Source organism: Rivularia sp. PCC 7116, from assembly GCF_000316665.1.
Classification (GTDB): Bacteria; Cyanobacteriota; Cyanobacteriia; order Cyanobacteriales; family Nostocaceae; genus Rivularia.
The window spans coordinates 6,412,655-6,437,562 of record NC_019678.1 but is presented as its reverse complement, the minus strand read 5'-3'; the positions used below and the strand labels follow the sequence as shown (position 1 = coordinate 6,437,562).

The 24,908-nt window shown below is 38.0% G+C and carries 17 protein-coding genes; 14 read left to right on the top strand and 3 right to left on the bottom strand.

The annotated features are described in order from the left end of the window. Positions 1-387 precede the first annotated feature (387 nt). On the top strand, positions 388-666 hold the full coding sequence (locus RIV7116_RS24870) for a VCBS repeat-containing protein (protein WP_044291178.1): 279 nt from the start codon (positions 388-390) through the stop codon (positions 664-666). Between the two features lie 255 nt (positions 667-921). Continuing rightward, on the top strand, positions 922-2,100 hold the full coding sequence (locus RIV7116_RS24865; RefSeq protein WP_015121088.1) for a calcium-binding protein: 1,179 nt from the start codon (positions 922-924) through the stop codon (positions 2,098-2,100). A 156-nt stretch (positions 2,101-2,256) separates the two neighbouring features. On the opposite strand, the gene RIV7116_RS24860 is transcribed toward RIV7116_RS24865, so the two are convergent. Continuing rightward, positions 2,257-2,424 carry a hypothetical protein gene (locus tag RIV7116_RS24860; protein WP_198287551.1) on the bottom strand — a complete coding sequence of 56 codons (168 nt, stop codon included), beginning with the start codon at positions 2,422-2,424 and terminating at the stop codon, positions 2,257-2,259. 272 nt (positions 2,425-2,696) lie between these two features. Between RIV7116_RS24860 and RIV7116_RS24855 the strand changes: the two genes are divergently transcribed. The 7 genes from RIV7116_RS24855 (at position 2,697) to RIV7116_RS24825 (ending at position 14,354) form a co-directional block, all read left to right on the top strand. Then, positions 2,697-3,905 carry a hypothetical protein gene (locus tag RIV7116_RS24855; protein ID WP_015121086.1) on the top strand — a complete coding sequence of 403 codons (1,209 nt, stop codon included), beginning with the start codon at positions 2,697-2,699 and terminating at the stop codon, positions 3,903-3,905. A 103-nt stretch (positions 3,906-4,008) separates the two neighbouring features. Next, complete coding sequence (locus RIV7116_RS24850; protein ID WP_157229328.1) at positions 4,009-4,365, top strand: hypothetical protein; 357 nt, start codon at positions 4,009-4,011, stop codon at positions 4,363-4,365. A gap of 156 nt (positions 4,366-4,521) precedes the next feature. Then, positions 4,522-5,652, top strand: a complete 1,131-nt coding sequence (locus RIV7116_RS24845; RefSeq protein WP_015121084.1) for an LptF/LptG family permease — start codon at positions 4,522-4,524, stop codon at positions 5,650-5,652. 190 nt (positions 5,653-5,842) lie between these two features. Continuing rightward, complete coding sequence (locus tag RIV7116_RS24840; RefSeq protein ID WP_015121083.1) at positions 5,843-9,076, top strand: filamentous hemagglutinin N-terminal domain-containing protein; 3,234 nt, start codon at positions 5,843-5,845, stop codon at positions 9,074-9,076. Between the two features lie 1,124 nt (positions 9,077-10,200). Continuing rightward, positions 10,201-10,434, top strand: a complete 234-nt coding sequence (locus RIV7116_RS24835) for a hypothetical protein (protein WP_015121082.1) — start codon at positions 10,201-10,203, stop codon at positions 10,432-10,434. Positions 10,435-10,582: 148 nt separating this feature from the next. Further along, positions 10,583-12,790, top strand: a complete 2,208-nt coding sequence (locus tag RIV7116_RS24830; RefSeq protein WP_015121081.1) for a peptidase domain-containing ABC transporter — start codon at positions 10,583-10,585, stop codon at positions 12,788-12,790. Positions 12,791-12,923: 133 nt separating this feature from the next. Next, positions 12,924-14,354, top strand: a complete 1,431-nt coding sequence (locus tag RIV7116_RS24825) for an HlyD family secretion protein (RefSeq protein ID WP_015121080.1) — start codon at positions 12,924-12,926, stop codon at positions 14,352-14,354. 330 nt (positions 14,355-14,684) lie between these two features. Here the strand turns inward: RIV7116_RS24825 and RIV7116_RS24820 are convergent, their stop codons facing one another. Continuing rightward, complete coding sequence (locus tag RIV7116_RS24820) at positions 14,685-16,871, bottom strand: TauD/TfdA family dioxygenase (protein ID WP_015121079.1); 2,187 nt, start codon at positions 16,869-16,871, stop codon at positions 14,685-14,687. A gap of 445 nt (positions 16,872-17,316) precedes the next feature. Here RIV7116_RS24820 and RIV7116_RS24815 point away from each other — a divergent pair, with 445 nt between their 5' ends. The 4 genes from RIV7116_RS24815 to rpsU all read left to right on the top strand — a co-directional run bounded on the left by RIV7116_RS24815 (position 17,317) and on the right by rpsU (position 22,282). Continuing rightward, positions 17,317-19,245: an RluA family pseudouridine synthase gene (locus RIV7116_RS24815; RefSeq protein WP_015121078.1), complete on the top strand. Its 1,929-nt coding sequence runs from the start codon at positions 17,317-17,319 to the stop codon at positions 19,243-19,245. A 571-nt stretch (positions 19,246-19,816) separates the two neighbouring features. Continuing rightward, entirely contained in the window at positions 19,817-21,079 is a 1,263-nt protein-coding gene (locus RIV7116_RS24810; RefSeq protein WP_015121077.1) for an aspartate aminotransferase family protein, read from the top strand. A 560-nt stretch (positions 21,080-21,639) separates the two neighbouring features. Continuing rightward, positions 21,640-21,915 (top strand): RNA-binding protein, encoded by a 276-nt coding sequence (locus RIV7116_RS24800; RefSeq protein WP_015121076.1) that lies wholly within the window; start codon positions 21,640-21,642, stop codon positions 21,913-21,915. Between the two features lie 178 nt (positions 21,916-22,093). Then, positions 22,094-22,282 (top strand): 30S ribosomal protein S21, encoded by a 189-nt coding sequence (rpsU, locus tag RIV7116_RS24795; RefSeq protein ID WP_015121075.1) that lies wholly within the window; start codon positions 22,094-22,096, stop codon positions 22,280-22,282. A 169-nt stretch (positions 22,283-22,451) separates the two neighbouring features. On the opposite strand, the gene RIV7116_RS34175 is transcribed toward rpsU, so the two are convergent. Further along, on the bottom strand, positions 22,452-22,904 hold the full coding sequence (locus RIV7116_RS34175; protein ID WP_157229327.1) for a type IV pilin-like G/H family protein: 453 nt from the start codon (positions 22,902-22,904) through the stop codon (positions 22,452-22,454). 498 nt (positions 22,905-23,402) lie between these two features. Here RIV7116_RS34175 and RIV7116_RS24785 point away from each other — a divergent pair, with 498 nt between their 5' ends. After that, on the top strand, positions 23,403-24,527 hold the full coding sequence (locus RIV7116_RS24785) for a Gfo/Idh/MocA family protein (protein WP_015121073.1): 1,125 nt from the start codon (positions 23,403-23,405) through the stop codon (positions 24,525-24,527). The last annotated feature ends 381 nt before the right edge of the window (positions 24,528-24,908 follow it).

Below are 24,908 nucleotides of genomic sequence, written 5' to 3'. Positions count from 1 at the left end.
TCGTTACTTTATATCATATTATATTTTCATTTGTGTGAAACAATTTAATTCGATTTACAAAAACAAATTACCCGTATGACAGCCGTTTTTGCATACAAGCTAGCACCCCTCTCCTTAATAAGGAGAGGGGAAGGGGTGAGGTTCATCCGAGTCTATTGCACCCATCCAACACCTTAATCCTTCAGCTACAAGTAATAAATTACCCAAAAACCAAACCTTTACAAAAATCAATATTCTCTCTAAACCAGTAAATATAAGTATTTTCAAAGTATTTTTTCCACAAACAAAACTACAGCAGAAAAAATATTCTTGCACTAAAAAAAGCTTAGTGGTAACTTAAGTGAAGTTCGGCAGAGATAAAAGACAGAGGGAAGACAAATGCTAAAGATGAAAGAATTAACAGGTAGCGATAACCCCTTTAACGGCTTTACTACAACAGGACATAGCGCACCTGCATTTACAGACATTGATGGGGACGGGGATTTAGATGTTTTGGTTGGACAAAAAACCACGGCTTCTAGAACTTCTATTGAATTGATTGAGAACAAAGGTAATGGAAAATTTGTAGAAGTAAAAGGTTCTCAAAACCCATTTTGGGCTTCACCAATCGGTGGGTTGTATACGAAACCCACATTTGCAGATACGGTAAATCGGCAGATATTTTAGCTAACAACGAAGTATTGGCAACCGTCGAATCTACAACTGTAGATATTGTCAGCAATCAGATAAATTTTAATGTTATTTGATTTTGATTAATCAAAGAATGCCCGCAACTGGCATATTTTCCCCGTAGGGTACTGTGACACTTAATTAAAATTTAAACGTAACAATGAGGGTTGTAGTGTCACGCACCATCAGAGCTATCAAAGTTGATTTTTCCAACGTAAAACATTCATAAAACACTTAATCAATCGTAAAATCATGGACGAAATACAAGATTTAGGCATTTTACAAGACGCAGAAGTTGAAACTAGCGGGTTATTTACAGCAGGGGGTAATGTCGAAGATACTCTCTCATTTACATTAGAACAGCCTACTAATATAGAAATTAACGGTTTTTCCTTAACTCCTACATCTGATACTGTTAATGATGCTGGATTGTTTATACCAGGTAGTAGGGTAAGATTTCGTATTGCCGAAGATGCAAACAACAACGATGTAATTGACAATGGAGAAGTTATCGCAGAACCTTCTCAATTGCCAATAAGTACAGTTACAGATCCAGCAGTAGTTTTCCAAGAGGATTTATCTGCTGGTAGTTACTTAATAGAATTAGCTCCAATTGGAACTGTTGCATCCCCTTTAATTTCACCAGAGCTACCTACTTATCAATTAACTATCGATCCAACTCCTTTATCTACAGATAATGGAGGCAACGACACCGATAACGGTACAGTTGATAATTCTGGAAACGATACCGATAACGGAACAGTAGGTGATGGAGGTAGCGACACCGACAACGGAACAGTAGTTGATTCTGGAAACGACACCGACAACGGAACAGTAGGTGATGGAGGTAGCGACAGCGATAACGTTACAATAGGTGATTCTCGAATAAATACCGTTACAGGTTCAAATCAAAGCGAAAGTTTATTTAGTTCGACAAATGAAGCCTTATTTGGTTTAGGAGGAGACGACAGAATTTATAACAACAACGGTATAAGCCTTCAATTTGGTGGAGACGGCAACGATGAACTTTACGGTAATAGCCTACCCGATTTCTTAGCTGGTGGCGCTGATAACGATTTGATATTTGGTAACGGCGGTAGCGATATGCTCTTTGGTGGAGAAGGAGATGATACTATTTATGGATCGAGTAGTGCAGAACGTTTTGATGGTGGAGAAGGAAACGACATATTATGGCTAAACGGTGGTGAAGACATAATAGTTTTACGTCAAGGTGACGGTACAGATATTATCAACGGTTTTCGTTTAGAACAAACTCAATTTGAACTAGTTGATGGATTGACATTTGGTAATTTGAGCTTTGAGCAGAGTGATAGTTTTACCAATATTCTCGCTGGTGATGAAGTATTAGCAACCGTAAAATGGGCAACTGCCGAAAGCTTAAACGATGCAAGTAATTTTAACGTTGTTTAACTCTCCGCCGGAAAACAACATCGAATAAACCTGACAAAATTGTCCCTCTCTTCCTCTTCCTCTGCATCCGCTCTACGAGAAGCCGCACTTCATGCGTCTACAGCGCTCTCTGCGGTTTTTTATCCCAATACTACCGGACTTAATATAATCTACCACTCAAGGAAACTCTGCGCTTCGGTTTTTCAAATTATTCACAACAAACAAGATTAAGTCGAAAGACATAGATTCGATGCGGTAACTTTGTCTATCGTCTTTCTTCTCCTCGTTGACTCGCACACCTGAGTCAACATTTGACGTGCTACCAGCCATCGGCGAAGTTCTCACACCACTTCCCATGGCTGCTTTTTTATGTGAAATCCTCGATCAAGAAATCTTTACTCCAAATAACGAGACGTTACAAAACTTGTAACATTTCTTCAGTAAAAATGCTTGCATTACTAAGATATCAGTGGTAACTTAAGTGGTAACAAGCAAAAAGAGTCTTCTACCAAGCCTTACAGCAGCTTGTGAGGTAGTTAATTAAAGTGAAGTTACGACAGATTCCGTCTTTTTAACTTTGTTTTACATCGCGCTTCAAACAAGGAGAATTATATACCATGAGTACTAGCAATAATCCGCAATATATTGGTGTCTTGCACAAGGGTTTAGAAAATCAAATAACCATACCAGGTAGCAAGCTCGGAAAAACTAATCTTCAAGATGTTTATTTGTTTGAATTGTCTGATAGTGGTAATTTAAGTCTTTCTACAGGTGGCTTTGATTTAATTGTTGGCTTGGGGCGAGATACGAATAATAATGGCATTTATGAAGCTAATGAAATTATCGGCGAAGTAAACCTGGGTAATTCTAAAGACGAAATAACCATAGAGTTACCAAAAGGTAATTATTTCGTAGAATTCCGAGATGATTTAAATGGGGAAGATGCCATATCTGCTTTGGATAGAGATGGAGCGTATTACTCATCTCGTTTGAGTTTAGATGCTGACATTATCAGCAACCCCACTAACTTAGGATTTTTAGAAAATGGTACTTCGCAAGAAATAAAAGGTAGCTCGGCTAATATCGACAATGTTACGCAATACGGAACAAATATACTGCAAGCAGGCTATAGTTTTAAGTTGCCTACTAGTGGTGTGGTGACTATCGATAAAAGAACTGTAGATACTGATACTATCTTGGCACGCGATAGTAACAATGATGGAATGTACGATTCTACAATAGATGAAACTATTGCTTTTACAGAATACGAAAATACAAATGGGGGTTTTGGAGCCAGAATTGAAGATATAACAATTAGCGAACAGCTCGATGCAGGTAATTACTTATTAGTCTTTGAGGATGGGCGTAATTTAACTAGCGGTAAGGAAGTGCCATCAGCATATAATGCGACGATAACATTCAATGCAGCGGAAAATACGGCTGCAAATTCAACCAATCCTGCTTTAGATCCAATCGCACCAATATTTTCAGTAAACGAAGAACTGAGTAATTCCGATCTATCTTACTTAATTGAAGGTAATCAAGAACCTTTCTACTATGATTCATATACGGTTTCCGCCGAATTCTTAGCACCTTTAGTAGGGCAAACAATCAGTATGGAAGTGCAGTCAGCAGATTTTGAACCATTTGTATTTCTATTGAATGCCGATACTTTTGAAATAATTGATGATAGTTATAATTCACTAGGTTCTGGAAATGCTCAAATAGATGTGAAGATTCAACCCGACGTTAATTATTTGGTTTCAGTGGAAAGCGCTTTACCAGGTGAAACCGGTAGCTATACTTTTGCTGGGAACAGTATTTAAGAACAATCATATTATCTACAGCTTTCAACAATACATCGACGCTTCAGGATAACAGAAAAATTTGCAGCCACGACACGCTACAAATGGCTGCTATTAAGAAATCATGGTTCATCTATTCGACGTAGTTAATTCAAATCATAATCTTCAAGAGGTAAACATGAAATTCAATCAATTCAACATCAAAGCAAGTAAATCAGTTTTGAGTATTGGTGTTTTGCTTCTATGCGTACTTGCTACATCTTGCGATGGAGGTACTTCAAGCAAGGTTTCTTCTAGTGGAGGTGGTTCTTCTAGAGTTCCTCAAAGTGGAGGAAAACCTCCGATTCCAGATATAAACGATTATATAAAAGAATGCTTTAATCGAGGATTAGATACTATAGCCCTTGATCTATGTAGAGCAGAACAAATTAGGCAACATGGACAAGACAAACGAGAATGGAGAGAAAAATACGGTTCGTAAATTGCTTCCTTCTTGATGAAAGATTATCTATGAGGTCGGTTTAGTCAGTAGGTTGGGTGAAGCGAAAGCGTAACCCAACACCCATATTAGGTTACTCTTCGAGAACACTGAGCCGCACGCTTTGCGCGAACACGTACATCAGAAACTTTTTAAATCATGAAAAAACTAAATATACTTCCTCAATTTTCCATCCTAGAACGCTACATAATCAAAGAATTAATTCCTCCTTCCATACTCGGACTTGCTGCTTCTACAGTCGTAGTCGAACTAATTGGTATATCTTTTGAGCAAGCAAAATTTGTAGCAAATAGAGGACTACCTTTTTCAACTTCACTTTATATCCACTTACTTAAATTTCCTGCTTTTATAGCTGTATCTTTACCAATCACGATGCTATTGGCTTCAATTTTCGTTTACGGTAAACTTTCTATCAAAAGCGAGATTTTAGCTTTTCAAAGTCACGGTATCAGCTTATATCGTTTAATATTTCCAGCATTAATCACAAGTCTCATTGTTGCTTTCATCATGCTTTTTGTAAATGAGATTATAGTTCCTCCAGCTAATTACCAAGCTGCTATAACTTTAGAGGAATCAATGGATGTGCATCGAGATAATCTTGTAAATAAAAACATTGTTTATCGAGATTTTTATCATAATAATCATCAGCTAAAAATTTTGTTTTACGCTGAAAGTTTTACCGCCCAAAAGATGCAGGATGTAACTTTACTTATTTATAATCAATATGGTGATTTAAAGGAAATTATTAAATCGTATTCGGCTGAATGGAATAATTATTTAAATAAATGGATATTTGATCGTGGTGAAAAAAATTTAATTAATCGCGATGGCTCTTATGGTGAACTGATTAAATTTGAAAGGTTATCGGTTAATCTTGATAGAAAACCATTAGATTTAGCAAATCATAATTTTGATAATAGAGAAATGGGTATTTTCGCAGCTTATAAACGACTCTCGATTTTACAAACTACTGGAGACGAACAAAGTATCCGTAAGTTGAGAGTAAATATTCAAGAAAGATATGCTGTTCCTTTCTCATGTTTCGTATTTACTTTGTTCGGTTCGGCTTTAGGAATTAATCCACAACCAAAAGCTAGAAGCAATGCTTTGGGTATTACTATAATGATTATTTTTGGTTATTACATGATTCGAGTTATAAGTACTGGCTTAGGTACGGCTGGGGTTATATCAATTTTTTGGGGTGTATGGCTGCCAAATATTTTAGGAATAGGTATTGGAAGTTTTTTGTTGATAAAAAAATCGTGCTAGACATTATTTTTGACAAAACATACAGCTATTTGCTGCATATTATAATCAAATGTCTAAAATTAATATAAATTAAAAGAATATCTTTGAAACTACTGATAAAATCATTGTCGTAAATTATATAAGTAAAAGTAAAAAAATATCTACTAATTTTTATATTTGAAGTCTGATATTACAAATTATCTATATTAAAATGCAATCCAATTTAAAATTTTGGTTTTTATCTTTACCTTTAACAACTTTCCTCTGCTTCACGGGAATTAAAGACAAAGTATCGGCTCAAATTATTCCAGATAATACCCTTGGTAATGATAATTCTGTCGTCGAAACCATAACTCCTCAACTGCAACGCATAGATGGTGGAGTAACTAGGGGAGCTAATTTATTTCACAGTTTTCAGGAATTTAATATCGGTGAAGGGAATACTGCTTATTTCTCCAACCCAGCAACAATTCAAAATATTTTCACTCGCGTTACCGGAAATAATCCTTCTCAAATATTCGGTAGATTAGGTGTTTTAGGTAATGCTAACCTTTATTTTTTCAATCCCAATGGAATTATATTTGGTGCCAATACTAGTTTAGATATTCGGGGTTCATTTATTGCAAGTACGGCTAGTAGCTTGACGTTTCCTGAGAGTAAAAAATTTAGTGCTACAAATCCAGAAGCACCACCGTTATTAGTAAATAATGTTTCAGTTCCCGTAGGTTTGCAATTTGAAGGAATACCGGGAACAATTACTAGCACTGCTGACTTGCAAACTGGACAAGATTTGAAATTAGCTGCTGGTAATCTTGATTTACAAAATCAACTGCAAGCAACAGGAGATTTAACATTAGAAGCTGCGGATACGATAAATATAAAAGGTAATCTAGATGCTTCTTCACGGTTTAATTTGGGTAAAGGTGGTGATATTAATTTAATTGCAGGTGGAGATATTATTGTAAATCCCGAAACTTCGATAGTTTCTCGGGGAAAAGTCGGTGGAGATATTACCCTTGACAGTGATGGAAATATTTCTTTAACAAATAGCACTATTGATAATCGCAGTTTTAATTTAATTCAAGAAGATACTACACCTACAGGTGGAAATATTAATATTAATGCTGATTCTGTCTCAATAAATGAATTATCTTTACTCAATACTAGTACAGAAGGTTTTGCAAATGCTGGTGATGTAAATATAAACGTTAATGATTTAATTGAAGTCAATTATTCCGATATTTATACTCGTGTCAATGCCGATGGTGTTGGAAATGGAGGTAACATTAATATAGCAGGGGATTCCGTTAAAATTATAGACGGTAGCAATTTACAATCTCGTAGTTTGGGACAAGGTAATTCTGGAAATATTAATATTACGGCTAAAGATGAAGTTAAATTTGCCGGGATAAGAAGTGGATTCGTTTCTCTTGCTACTAGCGAAGTAATTAATGGAGCGGTAGGTAATGCAGGTGATATTAATATTACTGTTAGTAATGGTTCGTTAAATATTGACGATGGCAATCTGCTATTAACCGAGAATTCGGGAGATGGAAGTGCTGGGAATGTGAATATTAATGCGAAAAAATCTGTTGCTTTGAATGACGGTACGATTTTAGCACGGGTTGAGTTTGCGGAAAATAACTCCTTAGCTATTGGCAATGCAGGAAATATTAATATTGAAACTAGCAATTTACAGATGAAAAATGCTCAACTTGCTATTAGTAATGATAGAAGAGGAAATTCTGGAGAAGTAAATATTATAGCCGATACATTATCCTTAGAATCAAGCAGCATCAATGCAGGAAGTACTTTAGAAAATGCTGGTGAAGTTAATATTAAAGCTAGAGGTTCCGTTTCTTTAACAAATAGTCAAATTTTCACTTCTGCACTATTAGGAGAAAACAAGGGAGGTAATATTGTTATAGATGCCCAGTCCCTTGTAATGACGGATAATTCTACAATTGGGGGTTCAAAACGTAGACAATCTGAAACTCAAAATACAGCAGGAAGCGCGGGAAATATTAATATCAAAACTAATGATTTTGTCACTCTTGATAACAATAGTAATATATCGGCTTCGGGCTTTAGCGGTGCTGGAGGTAATATTTTAATTGATACAGAAAAATTCAGTTTACAAAATGGTTCTCAAGTTACAGCTAATGTCAGAGGCAATCAACCAGCAGCAAGTTTAACTATAAATGCAACAGAATCTGTAGAAATTATTGGTTTTGCTAATTTTCTTAATTCTCAATTATCAATTGATACTAATGGAATTGGAGATGCTGGAAATTTAGTCATTAATACCGGTAATTTAATTATTAAAGATGGAGGAATAGTATCTAGTTCTGCTTTCGTTGGGAAAGGTGGAAATTTAGAAATTAATGCCACAGAATCGGTGGAAGTAATTGGAACTATACGCAACGGTATTGATATTAGTTCTTTAAAAACCGACGCAGGACGTGCAGATGGTGGTAATCTCAAAATCAATACTCCTCAATTAAAAGTTGCTGATGGAGCAAGAGTATCTGCTTTAGTTAATGGAAGTGGTAACGGAGGAACTATTAATATTAATGCATCTGAATCAGTTCAAGTAATAGGTACATCTAAAATTAACGATTTAATTCCCAGCACTATTACAACTGGAAGTAATAGCATATCTGTTGAGGGAAATGCTGGAGAAATTAATATTGTCACACCAGATTTAATTGTTAAAGATAAAGCCAATATTGCTGTTAACAGTCAAGGTAGAGGAATTGGTGGGAATATTCAATTAGTTACCGATAATTTAAATCTTGATAATGGTTTAATAGACGCTACAACTCGCAGCACTATAGGTGGCAATATTAATGTCAGAGCAGACGATATTATTACCATGCGTCGCGATAGTCAAATATCCACCACCGCAGGAAACGAAGAATTTGGTGGAAATGGCGGTAATATCACGATTAATAGTCCGTTTATAGTTGCTTTCCCTGGAAATAATCAAGGTAACGATATTACAGCCAATGCTTTTACGGGTAACGGTGGCAACATCAATATTACTACTCAAGCCTTATTCGGGATTGAATTCCGAAATCAACTGACTTTCTTTAATGATATTACCGCTAGTTCCGAATTCGGAATAGACGGTAGCGTGAATATTGATACTCTTGAAATCGATCCTACTCGCGGTTTAAATCAATTGCCGCAAGAAACAGTTAATGCAGAAGTCAGCCAAAATTGCCAAGCCAGTAGGGGAGGTGCAAAGATTCAATTTTATGATGTTGGAACTGGTGGTATTCCCTATAGTCCTAATAGTTTATCCAATGCAGAACCCTTTATCAATGAAAATTTGATTCCTCTTAAACCCGCTCCAGTATCTGCTCGCAAAAATCAACCCCAGAATAATAATATCAGCCGCAAAAATAGTTTTATCAATACTTTAGCCTGCCAAGAGCGTTAATTTCACATCTTGCATTAATTAAGGTTTACGATCGATAGAAAAAATTTTTATGACAATCCTTGACCAAACTTTTGCATAATAGTACTCCACCACATTAAATTTGCGGTCTTAACGATAATAATTCACGCCAACCTACTTACTTCATTCAGTCCTATTTATCTGACATCTTGCACCATTATCGTTAAGCCCGAATACGCCCCTTGTAAGCCGGAGGCTTTCTAGCCCGCACGCGACCTGGGAACGCAGAGAAATCAATTTCAAGGCTCATATACAAAGTACGTTAAAACGCACTCAAAGCATTGTCCAGTCCTCTTTAGAAGACTTTGTATATTAGCCTGAGAATTTATTCTAAGGCGGTTGTTGAGAATGATGCAAGATTTAAGATTTATAGGACTTTCGCTGTTAGACAGGGACTTGCAGTCCCTGGCGGATTGCATAAATGTTCTTAATGAGTTTCACTGCAAACAATTATTATTTTGCAGCAATTCATTTCTATATTTAGACGTATTGACATTAGTCACTCAATTCATAAATTAGCCGATTACAAACAAATATCATAAGTACTTGTATTCGTTTTCTTGATTTAGCCTTTCATAACGTTATTTCAATTGGCTTTAGCTAAATTAAACGTATATCTTTACACTAACTGGTTGAGTAGATATTTTGACCATTTGTTAATTGCAACTTTTTTTAAATCTCGTGTCAGTATGATGTACATTCCATAGCTTACAGACAATTGGAATAATCAACTGATTATACATATTCTCTTAGAACTAATTTATTTTACTTTATAAAAATAATAAAAGTAATATTTTTATCACACAATACAAAAATGTATAAGATTTATAGTATTACTAAGTATATGCCTTAAGGTACAAAAATAGTTAGTTTATTAGTAAGCACTGCTACATAATTAATAAAGCATGATATCTTAATAGCTAAGGGAATCAATCATTACATTTATTCTCTCAAAGATATCTCAGAAAATCCGAAGATAAACGAGTAAATGGAATCTTTACCGGTTTAATTTACAGTACAGTCACTCAATATCAATACTAGTTAGATAGCGATGATTGTTCTTCGAGCTTTTTCGATTTGCCTTAACGATTTTAGGAGATAAAACAATGTCTGAAATGAAAAATAACAACCGCTTGATAGATGATGCTCAAGCATTTCTAGCTGAGCTATCTACAGAAGAAGAGTCTAACCTCACCGGTGGTGGCGGCGGCTATGGTCGCGGCTATGGTGATGATGACGACGATGATGATGGTGGTCGTAAGAAGTATTACAAAAAGTACAAAAAGCATTACCCTAAGCATTACGGCTATGGCGGCTTTGACGATGATGAGGGAGACTAAAAAAAGCCTAGATACTTTTGTTGGGCTAACTTAAAGTATCTAAGACTTTGTTTGAAATTATTTTTACTATCTGCTTCTGAGGCTGTTGGACAACAATCTCAGAAGCGTTTCTTAATCTTAGTATAAGAAAGCTCCATTGCCCCTATTTATGAAATATTCCTTTATTCGTCAACATAGTGAAGAGGATTGCGGTGCTGCCTGCATCGCTATGATTGCTAAACAATATGGGCGAAGATTCTCACTTTCCCACGTGCGGGAAGCTGTAGGAACGGGACAATTAGGAACTTCTTTATTAGGATTGCGGCGCGGTGCTGAGGGATTGGGCTTCTATGCTCGTTCTGGTAGAGTCAATGCTGATATATTAGAAAAGTTTGACGTTGATAGGATACCTTTACCAGCGATTGTCCATTGGAAGGGTCAACACTGGGTGGTATTTTACGGTAGACGGCGCAGTCGTTATGTAATTGCCGATCCAGCAACTGGTATTCGCTATCTTAGTACAGACGAACTGCGCCAGGGTTGGAGTAACGGGGTAATGTTGCTCTTGGTGCCAGACGAAGCATTTTACCGTCAGCCAAACGATAAAACCGATGGATTTGGCAGGTTTGTGCAACGAGTTTGGCCTTATCGCGGCACTTTATTCCAAGCGTTTACTTACGCCCAACTTATTGGTTTATTATCTCTGGTAGACCCATTTTTAATTCAGTTTTTGACCGATGATGTCTTAATTCGTCGCGATACCAATTTATTAAGTACGGTGACGACGGCAGTTATCGTACTGATTGTAATTAAGAGCGTGCTTAGTCTGGTGGAGTATAACTTAATTGCTCATCTGGCTCAAAGATTAGAATTAGGACTTACCCTTGAATTTGGTCGCAAGCTGCTACAACTGCCTTTGATGTATTATGAATCTCGTCGTAGTGGTGAGGTGGTTAGCCGTCTCGAAGATATTTCTCGCATCAACGGTTTAATTTCTGATGTTGCCGTGCGCTTGCCGAGTTTATTTTTTACTGCACTGGTATCCTTTGGTTTTATGTTGTCTTACAGTCAAAAGCTGACTCTGCTATCGGTTGCGGTGGCTGGGGTTATGACGGGAGCAACCATGATATTTTTACCAATTTTGCAGCGTAAAGTACGGCGAGTGCTGACATTAGATGCAGAAAATCAGGGGATTTTGGTAGAAACTTTTAAAGGTGCAATGACAGTCAAAACTACTGCTGCTCAACCCCAGCTTTGGAACGAATTGCAAAGTCGGTTTGGCAATCTTGCTTCAGAAGAGTTTAAAACATCTCAGGTAGGGATTTTAAATAGTCAGTTTTCGGGGCTGGTTGCAGGTATTGGTAGCATTTGTTTGTTATGGTTTGGCAGTTCTTTGGTAATCAATCAGGAACTTAGTATCGGTCAACTGCTTGCTTTTAACGGTATGAATGCCAAATTTGTCGGTTTTATTGGTTTTCTGGTCAGGTTTGCTGACAAGTTTGCTAAAGTCAAAGCTTCCGTACAGCGCTTCACCGAAGTGTTGGATGCTAAAGAAGAATCTGTGGAAGATTGGCTTAAACCTTTTGCTGAAATTCCAGCTAATGCCGAGATTACATTTAATCGTGTCAATTTTTACTATCCCGGTCGCACTGATTTGTTGCAAAACTTTTCTCTGATTATTCCGGGGGGTAAGGTAACAGCTCTTGTGGGTACTTCCGGTTGCGGTAAAAGCTCCCTTGCCAAAATTATTGCTGGGTTGCATCCCTACCAATCAGGGGATGTACGAATTGGTTCCTACAATATGCGGGATTTATCTACAGAATGTCTGCGGCAACAAGTGGTGTTGATTCCTCAAGATGCCCATTTCTGGAGCCGTTCGATTCTGGAAAACTTTAGGTTGTGCGTGCCTGGTGCAACCTTTGAAGAAATAGTTGAAGCCTGTCAGATTGCAGAAGCCGATACGTTTATCAGTCGTTTGCCCGATGGCTATCAAACCGTTTTAGGAGAATTTGGCTCGAATCTCTCTGGCGGGCAGCGTCAAAGACTTGCGATCGCGCGCTCAATTATTATGCAGCCTCCCATTTTAATTTTGGATGAATCCACTTCTGGTTTAGATCCCTTAAGTGAAGCCAAAGTACTCAAACGGTTGTTAACTCATCGCCGGGGACAAACTACAATTTTAATTAGCCATCGTCCCAGCGTCATTCAAATTGCTGATTGGGTGGTCATACTCGACGAGGGCAAACTCGATATTGAGGGTTCTCCTCAATCTCTGCTCGCTCAAGATGGGGAGCATCTTCATTTTTTACGTGGAGTATTGTTAACCGATTCGGATGAGGATTCAAGATTCTCCTTAACTGACAGCAATCGGGAATGATTTCATGATACAAATTAATAATACAAAATTAATCAAAATATATTTAATAATCTTCCCCTCTCCTTATTAAGGGGTGTCCGCAGGACGGGGTGAGGTGAACTCAACCTGTAGATTTTGAGGAGAAACTCTGCCCATGCCAGAATATTCAGACCCCAATCCGGTTAATCCTTCAGATGAGCAGGTTCCCGATATAGTTCCTCCTCAGGAAAGCTTAACGACTCATCCACGACAACGTAATAGTCTTAGCCTCTCGGTAAAACCAGAAGCTTTATCTCCGATTGAAACTAAGGAATTTTTGCCTTCCTTAAGCCGTTGGATAACCTTTGGCAGCTGGTTTATTGTGGGGGTACTGGGTCTGAGTGCAGCAGCAACAACGGTTGTGACCTATCGCACTACGGTTAAAACTACAGCTACAATTCGTCCTACCGGAGAAGCAAGACTAGTACAGGCTGGCGCGGAAGGAACAGTAACTAAGATTGCCGTAAAAAACTATCAGCCAGTAAAAAAAGGACAGGCGATCGCCTATTTAGATAATTCTCGTTTGCGTACTCAAGCAGACCAACTTGAAAGCAACATTACCAAAACACAGGGACAATTAAAGCAAATTGAAGCTCAACTGAAAGCTTTAGAACAACAAAAGAATGCTGAATTACTCCAGATACAGCGGGCAATTGCTGCTTCTGAGGCTGAATTAACGCAAGCAAAGCGCAGTTTTCGGGATAAACAAATTGTTAGTACCGCTGAGGTGGAAGAACGATTAGCCCAGTTTAATTTGGCTAAAAATGAAGTTGAAAGCTATCGGTTATTAGTGGGTAATGGAGCAATTTCTAAATTAAAGCTAGCTGAAAAAGAAGCTGGTTTACGAACTGCTCAAGCTAGGTTGAGAAAACTTGAGGCAGGATTAAATCCCAGTGATGCCGAGGTAGTAGCTGCTCAAGCTAAAGTTGCCCAAGAACAATCCAGAAAAACAGCTACTGAGGCTGAGTTCAATCGCTCCCGCCAACAACTCATACAGGACAAACTCGAAACCCAAAATCAGTTGAATCGCGACATCAAAGAACTAAAGCAGGTAAAAAAAGAGTTAGAGAACAGCACCATTCGTGCTTCAATAACCGGTATTTTATACGGACTAAAACTGCGTAACGTCGGTCAAGTGCTGCGTTCGGGTGACACTATTGCTCAAATTATTCCTAGCGATACACCCCTAGAAATAAAAGCAGTTGTCCCATCAGATAGAATTAATAGAGTCAAAGTAGGACTCCCAACTCAAATGCAGGTTTCTGCTTGTCCTGTATCTAATTTTGGCTCTTTACCTGGTAAAGTGAAATCGATTTCCCCCGATACGATGTCCACAAATACTACCGATAGCGGAACAGAAACACCTGCTCAAATTAGCCAACCAGGTTATACGGTTATAGTCAAACCCCAAAAGCAAATTTTGCAGACCAATCAACGCACCTGCGAACTAGTTCCAGGAGCCGAAGGTAGGCTGACTATCATTTCAAAAGAAGAAACCGTGTTAAGTTTCTTGATGCGAAAAGCCCGCTTGCGAACTAATTTTTAATTTTTTTACTCTTCTACTCGTTCTCAGTCTCCGCACTGGGAATGCATATCTAGAGGCTCAGCCTCTGACTGATATAGTGAAAGCAGAGCCTTCAGTCATGGTTTCCTAGCCGTCTTACTAGGAACCAGTTAAAAATTAATGGGACAAACCACTATTTCTGAAGGGTAAATTATTGTTTGTAAATAATAGCTTTGGCGTTGCTGATTAAAAGTATGAATAGCCCCCAATTTTGGGGATTTAGGGGGCTAACTCTAACAAGTAAAAATAAATTCATACCTCAATTCAGCAACGCCATAGCTTTAGCCCTAAATATTTGGCGCTGAAGCACAACTACGAACGAAACCTATCCCTGACCATCTGAGCAAAAGCATTGGAAATCCTTTCTAAATAAGGTCTTGTGTATGGGAAATTCTTTGCATGGTCGAAGTTGTGTCTCATAGCTGCATTCAGTTCAAAGATAAATATTGTTCCGTCTGGCAGAATTGTTAAATCGATACCAAAAAAATCCAGTTTGATAATGTCGTAAATCCTGTACAGACGGTTAAAAGTTTCACACCCTAAATAGCCGCAGGTGTCACCTAAAAAGGCTCGCTCTTCTGCCTGCATCCATTGACTCTTATCCATTACACTGTAGCGATCGCCAGAATGGATATCCCATGTGTCGTTAAAAACATTTGCCACTGGATACAGGGTACCGTCGATAAAAAAGACGCGCATCTTATGATACACATTGTGACGAATTCGGCAATCTTGGAACTGGATAATGTAATATTCTTGATGGGTGGGACTGTTGTGCAAATGTTCGCGTAATGCTGGTTCGTTGTCTAAAAGAGCGACACTTTGACCTGTTTGCGAGCCGACTTTACGCACAATAAAAGGAAACTCAAATCCCCAGCCAAAGATAGTTTTGATGATTTCATCTAAATTATCTCCAGACCACCAAACTTTCTCAGTTTTAGGGAATTTCACCCCCGAAATTGTATTTAGACGCAAACTGTTACGAATCCGACTCGTTTCGAGCACCTGACGGGGATGATTGACTATGGGAATGTGGGGATAACGGTCTACAAATCTTGCTGCTGCTAGCAATGATGCTTGTTTAGAATCGGGACAAGCAATGGTGTTGAGCATCAAATCAAATTTGGGAAATTCGTTTAAGGTATCTACATTATTTTCAAAGACATTCAACAACACCATATTATAGTCTTCATCGTCAAGCAGGTCGCTAATAGCAAAGTGTCCTCCGCGCAATAGTTTTTTAGAGGTGCCATCGGAACTCCTCAAAATACTGTAAGCTGCATCTTCTATACCGCGTATTCTTAATATCGTCGGCTGTTCCGGTAATAAATCATTTTCATTTTCACTCACAAGGGGATGAGCTTTCATCACTGGCTTTAAAAGAGCTTTGGCTTCGAGTTGATTTCCTTTCATCCGAGCCAAACTAGATAAAGCCAGTCCGCTTTCATAATCGTTGGGATCGATAATTTTACATTGATTGAAAATTTCAGTTGCTCGGTCAAACTGTCCGATTTTGAGCAGCAGAGAACCGTAAGCGTTGAGTACGCCCATATCATCCGCAGCAAATTCAGTTGCATAACGGTATTGTTCTAGTGCTGATTCAAACCGTCCCATATTTTCTAGCTCTGTAGCTAATTCCATATAAGAATTAACATCCTGTGGGGCTGCAATTTTTCCTTGATTCCCCAAGCTATTTACATGCATCCGCAGACGATACAGCACGCGGTTACTTTCTGGTGATAGTGCTGTTCTACCGTGTAGCACTTTATGATTTTGCATGAATACAATTTGACCGGGTTTTAAATGGAATGTTTGCATTAGGTGATTTTGGTCGAGCAATTCATCTAATGCTTTGAGGGCTGCTTGATGTTTCTCCGAAAGCAAATGATTTTCATTTAAGGAACGCTGTATTTGAGCTTGATAATAGCGAATTAAAGCATTATCTTCATCACCGCAGATAATTGCATGGCAATCCTGTCCAAATGGATAAACGGGTTCTCGCAAACATGCTACAACCTCTTTGTCAAGATTTTGTAAAATATCGTCAATCGGCACCATGATAGACTCACCACCATTTTCATCTGCCTCAATACAGTGAAAGGCAACAATTTCATGGGGTAACATCATATAGGAAGAATCGGTATGGGGAGGTAATCGCAAATGCGTGCGACTGTAACGAGTAACGCTGCTTTCCTCAGTTTCTCCATTTTGACGATTGATATAAACCTTTGTGAAAGAAACCTTGTTAAAATCCTCGTGATTGGTTCTAGAGGGTGGTGAAATTTTGGCTCGAATAGCACGGGCTAAATCCATTAATTGGTTGCGCTCTCGCAACGGAGTAAAACCATTGACTACGATGTAGTAGGGATATTGAGTTAAAGCATCGGAGATAGATTTGGATAGCTCGTCAAGGCTGAGGGTAGTATCTTGCTGAGTGTTTGAAGCGGTTTTTACTCGCCCGATTTCAAGGGTAGGAGTATGTTTTGCTTGTATGCTCATATGGAAATCCAAGTGACTTATAATAAAAACAGCACTTGCAAAAACAATGCGCTGGCTTTAACTGTTATCATACGTCTTTTCAAATTTGATAACTTGTAATTTCAAGGATTGTAATCAAAACTGTTAGTATTTTTTCAACCTACTCGGTTATTTTCTAAAACTTCACGGATGATGAATACCTCTGTATGATGCCGTAAATATAAGTAATGCATAGCTAATTCGGAAAAATGAGCTTTGAAGATAAAATACAAGACTTGAGATTTAATGTTAAATTTTTTTTGTTTAATTCTCAGAATTATAATTTAAGCTTAGTATAAATTATAAACCTAACGTATAAATAAAACTTTGGACAAAAACTATTAATTGGTAAGTCTTTCTGGTAAATTAGTAACCAAAACGCAATTAATTAATTCAGTAATTATCCATAAACTATAAAATATGCAGGATGTTACTTCTTCACCCACTTTCAGATTTCATAGACACTAATTCTAAAGTCAATAATCTAGCTCCTACTTATTACTACCAGGGATATGCTGCTGATGGTGAGCTATTACAACTTCCCCGCACTTGTGAAGCAGAATTAATTGCTCGTGGCTTAATGCGACAACTAGCAAATAATGAAATATATTCTCGTGAAGGTAAAATGTACGGGATATTATTAGTCGAATTACCAAGCGGTGAAAAAAGAATACTCAAAGCATTTTCCGGGTTACTTAATGGCAGTAGTATCATTGAAGGTTGGGTACCACCAATTCTAGGTAGAGAAAAAGTAGTTTTAGAAGAAAATCGTACTTTGGCAGAGTTAGAAGCTATAAAACAAGAAATTATTCAGTTGAAACAACTTTCCCAAAGACAACAATATGAAACTATAGCCTTAGAATTTGAACAACGTTTGCAAGAAATGGCTAAACGGCATCAAGTAAAAAAACAGCAGCGCCATCAAAAACGTCAGCAACTTGACAATATAACGAATTTCCTAGAATACACCTTTACCTCACCCCGCTCTTCAGGCACCCCTCTCCTTATCAAGGAGAAGGGAAAAGGTAAAGTTGAAACTGTATTGTACTCAAGCGAGAACCGCTATAATCAAACGGCAGAAAAATCGCACCATATTTTAATTATTTTATATAAAACGTTATTGCAAGGGAAGCATTCACCTAAAGAATGTCGTTTATCTCAAAGTATTTGGGATTATTCCACTTTTTTTGTCATGACAATCATTAACCCAAGCTTGATATTAAATACAGAATTAGAAAAACTTAAAGAAGAAAGCCGTCAAGATGGGATTGAACGAAAGCTACTCAAACGACAGCGCGATGAAGCTTTACAGCCGCTAAAGCAGGTAATTAATAATGCAGATATACGCATTCGGGAATTAAAGCAGCAGCGTAAGGAAACATCCCGCAAGCTACAATCACAGATGCACGCAGCTTATACAATCATGAATTTTTTGGGTAATTCCTCAAGTTTACAGCAATTAATGCCTCAAGGCTTACCCACCGGTACGGGAGATTGCTGTACTCCCAAATTACTTCATTATGCTGCAACTAATAACCTCAAACCATTAGCGATCGCCGAGTTTTGGTGGGGGAAATCAACTCGGGATAAAATACCGGGAGAATTCTACGGTGCTTGTATCGAACGCTGTCAACCATTAATGGGTTTTCTATTGTCGGGTTTAAAATCAAATCCGTCTAACTACTTTCCTAGTGCGGAAGAAATTCCGATTATCTACCAAGACGAATGGTTAATTGCCGTGAATAAACCATCTGGTTTGCTATCTGTTCCCGGAAGATACCATAACAATCAAGATAGTGTTGTCAGTCGTCTAATTAATTTATTACCCGATTGCGAAAAAATGACAGCGGTACATCGGTTGGATATGGATACTTCTGGTATTTTACTGCTAGCAAAAAATAAACAAGTTCACCGTTTATTAAGCAAGCAATTCGAGCAAAGACTGGTGAAAAAAGTTTATGAAGCAATCCTCTCAGATTATTTATTAAATAAGGAATTAAATAAAGAAGGTACGATTGAACTCCCATTATGGGGAAATCCCGAAAATCGTCCTTACCAAGAAGTGAATTATCAATATGGCAAGCATTGTATAACCAAATTCAAAGTTTTAAATTTAAGTTTAAATAAAAAACCAAATTACACTCGTATCGAATTTGTTCCTTTAACTGGAAGAACTCATCAACTAAGAATTCATGCCGCCGATAAAAATGGTTTAAATATGCCTATTCTTGGGGATAAGCTTTATGGCAGCCAATTAACACAAGCAAATCGGCTGTATCTTCACGCCAGGGAACTCACATTTGAGCATCCGTATTCGGGAGAAAAAATATATTTGCAAGCAGAAACACCGTTTTAAAACGTTTTACTAGAGCGTTTCTTTATAAAGATGCAGCGAATTTAGCCCGTGCAGACGGTGAATCTAGTTGGGGGTGTCGGTTTCCGTCCCCCAAACTAGTGTTACCCTAACGGGTCACTTCGTGAACGCGGAGCGTCTCCCGGAGGGAGATACCCGGAGGGGCTTTGTTTAAGGAACATCCAAAAATTAAATTACTCAATCCATGCGTCTAATACGTTTATCAGATTTTTCTCCCCCTGCTTCCCCTGCTTCCCCTGCTCCCCCTGCTCACCAAAGCGATTGATTATTTTTTTTGGAAGTCCCTAAGTAGCCCCACCATAGCTAGAGTGTTAGCGGAGCGTGTCCGTAAGGACATGGGCGATTGAGCACAGCCGCATAATAACGTCTTCCCTCTTCCCTCATTTGTAAAACTATATTTCCAAAATAAAGTAAATCACACTACAATATAAACTTCTTGCATTAGTTTGTTTTTGCTGTATTCATGAAATGGGTGTAGTTACCTTTGGTAGCCATTCTCCTTTTCTTAATTAATGCAATTTATGTAAATATACTTATACTCAGGAGTTAAGCCGTGAGCATAGAGACTCTTGTTCCACAATCCGAATTATCATCTAATCCTTTTAATAAAGAAAGCTTTGACGAAGTTGTAATGTCCACCTACGGACGTTTTCCGGTAGCCATCGAAAAAGGCGCTGGATGCCGTTTGTGGGATACAGAAGGCAAGGAATACTTAGACTTTGTTGCCGGAATTGCTACTTGTACCTTGGGACATGCCCACCCCGCATTAATCGAAGCAGTAACCAAACAAATACAGAAAATACACCACGTTTCAAATTTTTACTACATTCCCGAGCAGGGAGAATTGGCGCGTTGGATAGTTAATAATTCCTGTGCCGACAAAGTATTTTTCTGTAATTCCGGTGCGGAAGCCAACGAAGCAGCGATAAAGTTGGCAAGAAAATACGCTCATACCGTTTTAAACATTGATAAGCCAATCATTTTAACTGCAAACTCAAGTTTCCACGGACGAACTTTAGCAACAATTACCGCTACCGGACAAGCGAAATATCAAAAAAACTTTAATCCTTTAGTGCCGGGATTTAGTTACGTACCTTACAACGACATTAAAGCCATAGAAGCAGCAATCAGCGATTTAGATGAAGGCGATTATGCTGTCGCGGCTATCATGTTAGAACCTTTGCAGGGAGAAGGAGGCGTTCGTCCTGGGGATATAGAATATTTTCAAAAGCTGCGTAAGATTTGCGACGAAACCGGCATATTGTTAATTTTCGACGAAGTGCAAGTCGGAATGGGACGTAGTGGCAAAGTTTGGGGTTACGAAGAGCTTGGTGTTGAGCCAGATGTTTTTACTAGTGCCAAAGGCTTAGGTGGTGGTATCCCCATCGGTGCCATGATGACAAAAAAATCCTGCGATGTATTGCGCTCTGGCGAACATGCTAGTACTTTCGGCGGCAATCCCTTTGCCTGTGCAGCAGCGATCGCCGTTTGCCATACTATAGAAAAAGAAAATATTTTAGAAAATGTAGAGAAAAGAGGCGAACAACTACGTCAAGGTTTGCGAAATCTTGCCACTAAATATCCCGAATATATTACCGAAGTACGCGGTTGGGGTTTAATTAACGGCATGGAACTGCAAGCAGATATTGGATTCAATGCTATTGATATAGTAAAAACCGCAATGAACGAAGGGTTAATGCTAGCTCCAGCAGGCACTCAAGTTGTTCGTTTCGTGCCGCCGTTAATTGTTACAGAAGTCGAAGTAGATACAGCGTTGCAGATTGTCGGTAAAGTAATGGAGCAAATTCGCAGTTAAAATTCAATCGATTTTCTGTAAAGCTTTTCGGTTGAGTAAAATACGCATTTTGCAGTAGTAGCTTTATTCCCGGTTTCTTGCTGGCTTGATGAAGCAATAATCATGTCACACTTAAAAAAACCGGGTTTTTCCAGCTGATCGAGAATGCTGCACGATGTCAGCAATGCTTTGTTCTCCCCGTCTTCCCCCTCTCCCGCTCCCCAAAGACTTTTCCTAAAGCTGCTTATTCTCAGTTGAGCCATCATGCTCAGAAGACTGGCTCTTCCTCAAAAGCTTGCTACGATTGACATCTAAAATACAGTTTATTTTGACCTTTATGAAAATCTAAATTATAATTTCAATAACGTTAGAAATATACACCTTTAGCATTTTTATTCAATAAGCAGAAATTTTTGCGTTTAAATGCTAATGTCAAAGCTTTCTTAAGGGGCAACATGGCTGCCTTATTTATGCTATGGTATCTCTAGAAGATTGAGTTCGGTGGTTCAGTTTGTTTGATTATGTATTGCAGACTTCTCCGGATGTAAATCTCATCATACTGTTATTTCTGGAGACGTTGTATGTCGATTTACGTAGGCAATCTCTCTTATGAGGTTGTGGAAGAGGAACTAAAACAAATATTCCTCGAATATGGAGAAGTGAAAAGTATTTACTTACCAATGGATCGTGACGCAGGACGTATCAGAGGCTTTGCATTTGTCGAAATGGGAAACGATGAACAAGAGACTACTGCAATAGAATCCTTAGACGGTGCTGAATGGATGGGCCGCAGTCTACGAGTAAATAAAGCTAAGCCCAAGCCAGAACGAAGTGCTTCTGGTGGTGGTAGATGGTAAGGGAATAATGGCGAAGGATATAATAGATATAACCTTACCCAACTGAAAAAATATTTAACTTTAGAGTATGAAGGGCATACAACAAATTTGCCCTTCTTTTGCTCGCAGTTAATGCTACTGTTGACACTTAGGCATTAATCGCAATATTGTACAGCGTTAGTTTAGATTAGGAGAAAGAATGACCCAAATAGTTGTAGGCGAGAACGAAGGAATTGAATCAGCATTGCGTAGATTCAAGCGCGAGGTTTCTAAAGCTGGTATTATGCCCGACATAAAGAAGCATCGCCACTTTGAAACGCCCCTACAAAAGCATAAACGTAAAGCAATTGCTAGATCCAAGCAGCGGAAGAGACGCTTTAAATATTAAAGGCTGTAAAATTTGCCAAAGTTTTCTTGGTTTCTGCAAGAAAAATTTTTAAATGAGCATTATGGTGGGTCAATTATCAGTCATCAATCATCAATTACCAATTAATTCCTTGATAATTGTTCATTGTTCATTGATAATTGTCTTCCCTTTTTATTTTATTATTTTAGTTTTATAAAGAAGATGTCCCCTTAGGGCAAATCGGAAGATTATTTTCAAGAGTTGGTTGCGGAAGAATTGCGCCAGAAGTATCGAACTGACAAATAATTGCTTTAGTCTGAGTTTTTGATTTGTGTTCTGGATCGGAAATAATAAATACTGCCCCTACGTAGCTTTTAATCTTTAGCGATTCCTGCTTTTCCAGTATTTTCCTCCGTGGAACAGCGTAATGAAACACTGCCGATTCTGGAGCTTGAACTGAGTAACGATAATATTTAGTTTCCCTAGTAAAACCTAAATTTTGTATTTGACTTAATTCATTAAACGACTTTGCAAAAAAGTTCTTTTCTAAATATAAAGCTTGCTGGGCACGATTCATAACACCGGTATAAACTTTCCCTTCAGATGATTTTGACTTGCAAGCGCAGCTAGTTAAAACATTACTTTCGATATATGCGTAAGCCATAAATATAATAGGCACTAAGTAAAATATTCGATAAAACCCAGTAGTTAAAAATTTTGATTTGTTTTTAAATTTCATAATTATTCTGTTTTTTTATTATTCTTATCATGAGACTCTTGTAGGATAGTTATCCCAGAGCTTTTGAATATAATCAAAGAAAATGAAATACGCTAAAGACCAATTTTTGATCGCCACAGAGCAGGAACCTACATATTAATTAGTTATAAAAAATCCTAGCCATATCATCAACTGTGTTTTCACGCTTCCTCTGTAGACAGAAACTATGTTCAAGCTGTTTTCAATCGATGGGAAGATGGATGCAACACGCTCAGGTGTTTAGATTAAAGCGCAGAAGTAAAAAAATTTATTGACATAAGTGTTAGTCAAATCTTATTCAAACTGCACGCCACTTCTCTCAACGCGGCGGCAGTCGTGACAACGGGGGGAACCCGCGCACGAGAGTGGCTCTTCTAGACAAATTTCTAAAAATAGGTGAAAACTATGGCTGCACAAAACGGTAAAAATAAAATACGCTATGCTGCTTTAGGATTAGGTTGGATTGTTCAAGAAGACGTTTTACCAGCATTTCCTAATACTAACAATTCTGAACTAGCTGCATTAATATCTGGAGACGAAACCAAACGTGAAGAACTTGGTAAAAAGTATAATGTTCCAGCTTATACCTACGAACAATATGAAGAATGTTTGAAAAACGAAGATATAGACGCAGTATATATAGGTTCTCCGAATCATTTACATCTCGAACATACAGTAAGAGCGGCTAAAGCAGGGGTACACGTACTTTGCGAAAAGCCAATGGCTATAACTGAGAATGAATGCGAGCAGATGATTAACGCTGCAAGAGATAACAATGTAAAACTAATGATTGCTTATCGTCTGCATTTTGATAGAGCAAATATGGAAGCAGTCAAAATAGTTCAATCGGGAAAAATAGGCGAACCTCGTTTTTTTGATTCAGTATTTTCTCAACAGGTTGATGACGGAAATGTAAGATTAAGAGAACCGCTTGAAAACGGCGGTGGTTCGTTTTATGATATGGGGATATATTGCATTAATGCAGCGCGTTATTTATTTCAAGACGAGCCAATAGAAGTATTTGCCTTTATTGCTAATAATGGCGAAAAACGCTTTGCAAAAGTTGATGAAATGACAAGCGTTTCCATGCGTTTTCCTAAAGAAAGATTGGCTCATTTTACGAGTAGTTTTGGATCTGCTTCTACAGCAACTTTCCGAGTAGTTGGAACTAAAGGTGACTTGCGAATGGATAGCGCTTATACCTATGCAGGTGATTTGAAACAAGAGATTACCATAGAAGGAGAGAAACAAGAACAGTCCTTTTCTGCTGGCGATCAATTTGGTGCAGAGATTCAATATTTTTCCGATTGCGTGATGAATAATAAAGAACCAGAACCATGTGGAAGAGAAGGATTAGCAGACGTGCGGATAATTCGGGCAATTCTCGAATCAGCAAAAACAGGAAAGCCAGTAAAATTGGATGAATTTAAACTCGAAAAAAGACCAACTTTAGAGCAAGTGATTCAGCTTCCTGCCATTGAAACACCAGACAAATTTGTTAACGCTAAGGATATGCAAGGGAATGGGTAATAGATAATCAGGACTTACGCAATTGTCACAAAATCCTGGTTGGTGCGTGACACAAAAAGCTTATTATTGGGTTAAAAATCAACCATAGTGTCACAGCACCCTACGAGATAATGTGCCGGTTGCGTAAGTCCTGGATAATATCTGAATATACCCCTTAGTATAAATATGTTGCAATGCAGCGTCTTTTTTTTATGCATGACAATACTTAAATAAACTGTAATTTGTGTAATATTATCTAAAGATATTTAAATAGTAAACCCTTCCGTAAAAACCGAAAAACTTATAATTAATAGCTTTCTCTTCAATCTTTTTTTGATATTTTTTCAGAAATTATATCGTTGATTTTTATACCAAGTATCCGGATAATAGTTACTAGATAAT

What these genes read in the sequence shown, in the direction of transcription:
- RIV7116_RS24870 (WP_044291178.1), top strand. Translation starts at nt 388, where the DNA reads ATGAAAGAATTAACAGGTAGCGATAACCCCTTTAACGGCTTTACTACA.
- RIV7116_RS24865 (WP_015121088.1), top strand. Translation starts at nt 922, where the DNA reads ATGGACGAAATACAAGATTTAGGCATTTTACAAGACGCAGAAGTTGAA.
- RIV7116_RS24855 (WP_015121086.1), top strand. Translation starts at nt 2,697, where the DNA reads ATGAGTACTAGCAATAATCCGCAATATATTGGTGTCTTGCACAAGGGT.
- RIV7116_RS24850 (WP_157229328.1), top strand. Translation starts at nt 4,009, where the DNA reads ATGGTTCATCTATTCGACGTAGTTAATTCAAATCATAATCTTCAAGAG.
- RIV7116_RS24845 (WP_015121084.1), top strand. Translation starts at nt 4,522, where the DNA reads ATGAAAAAACTAAATATACTTCCTCAATTTTCCATCCTAGAACGCTAC.
- RIV7116_RS24840 (WP_015121083.1), top strand. Translation starts at nt 5,843, where the DNA reads ATGCAATCCAATTTAAAATTTTGGTTTTTATCTTTACCTTTAACAACT.
- RIV7116_RS24835 (WP_015121082.1), top strand. Translation starts at nt 10,201, where the DNA reads ATGTCTGAAATGAAAAATAACAACCGCTTGATAGATGATGCTCAAGCA.
- RIV7116_RS24830 (WP_015121081.1), top strand. Translation starts at nt 10,583, where the DNA reads ATGAAATATTCCTTTATTCGTCAACATAGTGAAGAGGATTGCGGTGCT.
- RIV7116_RS24825 (WP_015121080.1), top strand. Translation starts at nt 12,924, where the DNA reads ATGCCAGAATATTCAGACCCCAATCCGGTTAATCCTTCAGATGAGCAG.
- RIV7116_RS24820 (WP_015121079.1), bottom strand. Translation starts at nt 16,871, where the DNA reads ATGAGCATACAAGCAAAACATACTCCTACCCTTGAAATCGGGCGAGTA.
- RIV7116_RS24815 (WP_015121078.1), top strand. Translation starts at nt 17,317, where the DNA reads ATGTTACTTCTTCACCCACTTTCAGATTTCATAGACACTAATTCTAAA.
- RIV7116_RS24800 (WP_015121076.1), top strand. Translation starts at nt 21,640, where the DNA reads ATGTCGATTTACGTAGGCAATCTCTCTTATGAGGTTGTGGAAGAGGAA.
- rpsU (WP_015121075.1), top strand. Translation starts at nt 22,094, where the DNA reads ATGACCCAAATAGTTGTAGGCGAGAACGAAGGAATTGAATCAGCATTG.
- RIV7116_RS34175 (WP_157229327.1), bottom strand. Translation starts at nt 22,904, where the DNA reads ATGGCTTACGCATATATCGAAAGTAATGTTTTAACTAGCTGCGCTTGC.
- RIV7116_RS24785 (WP_015121073.1), top strand. Translation starts at nt 23,403, where the DNA reads ATGGCTGCACAAAACGGTAAAAATAAAATACGCTATGCTGCTTTAGGA.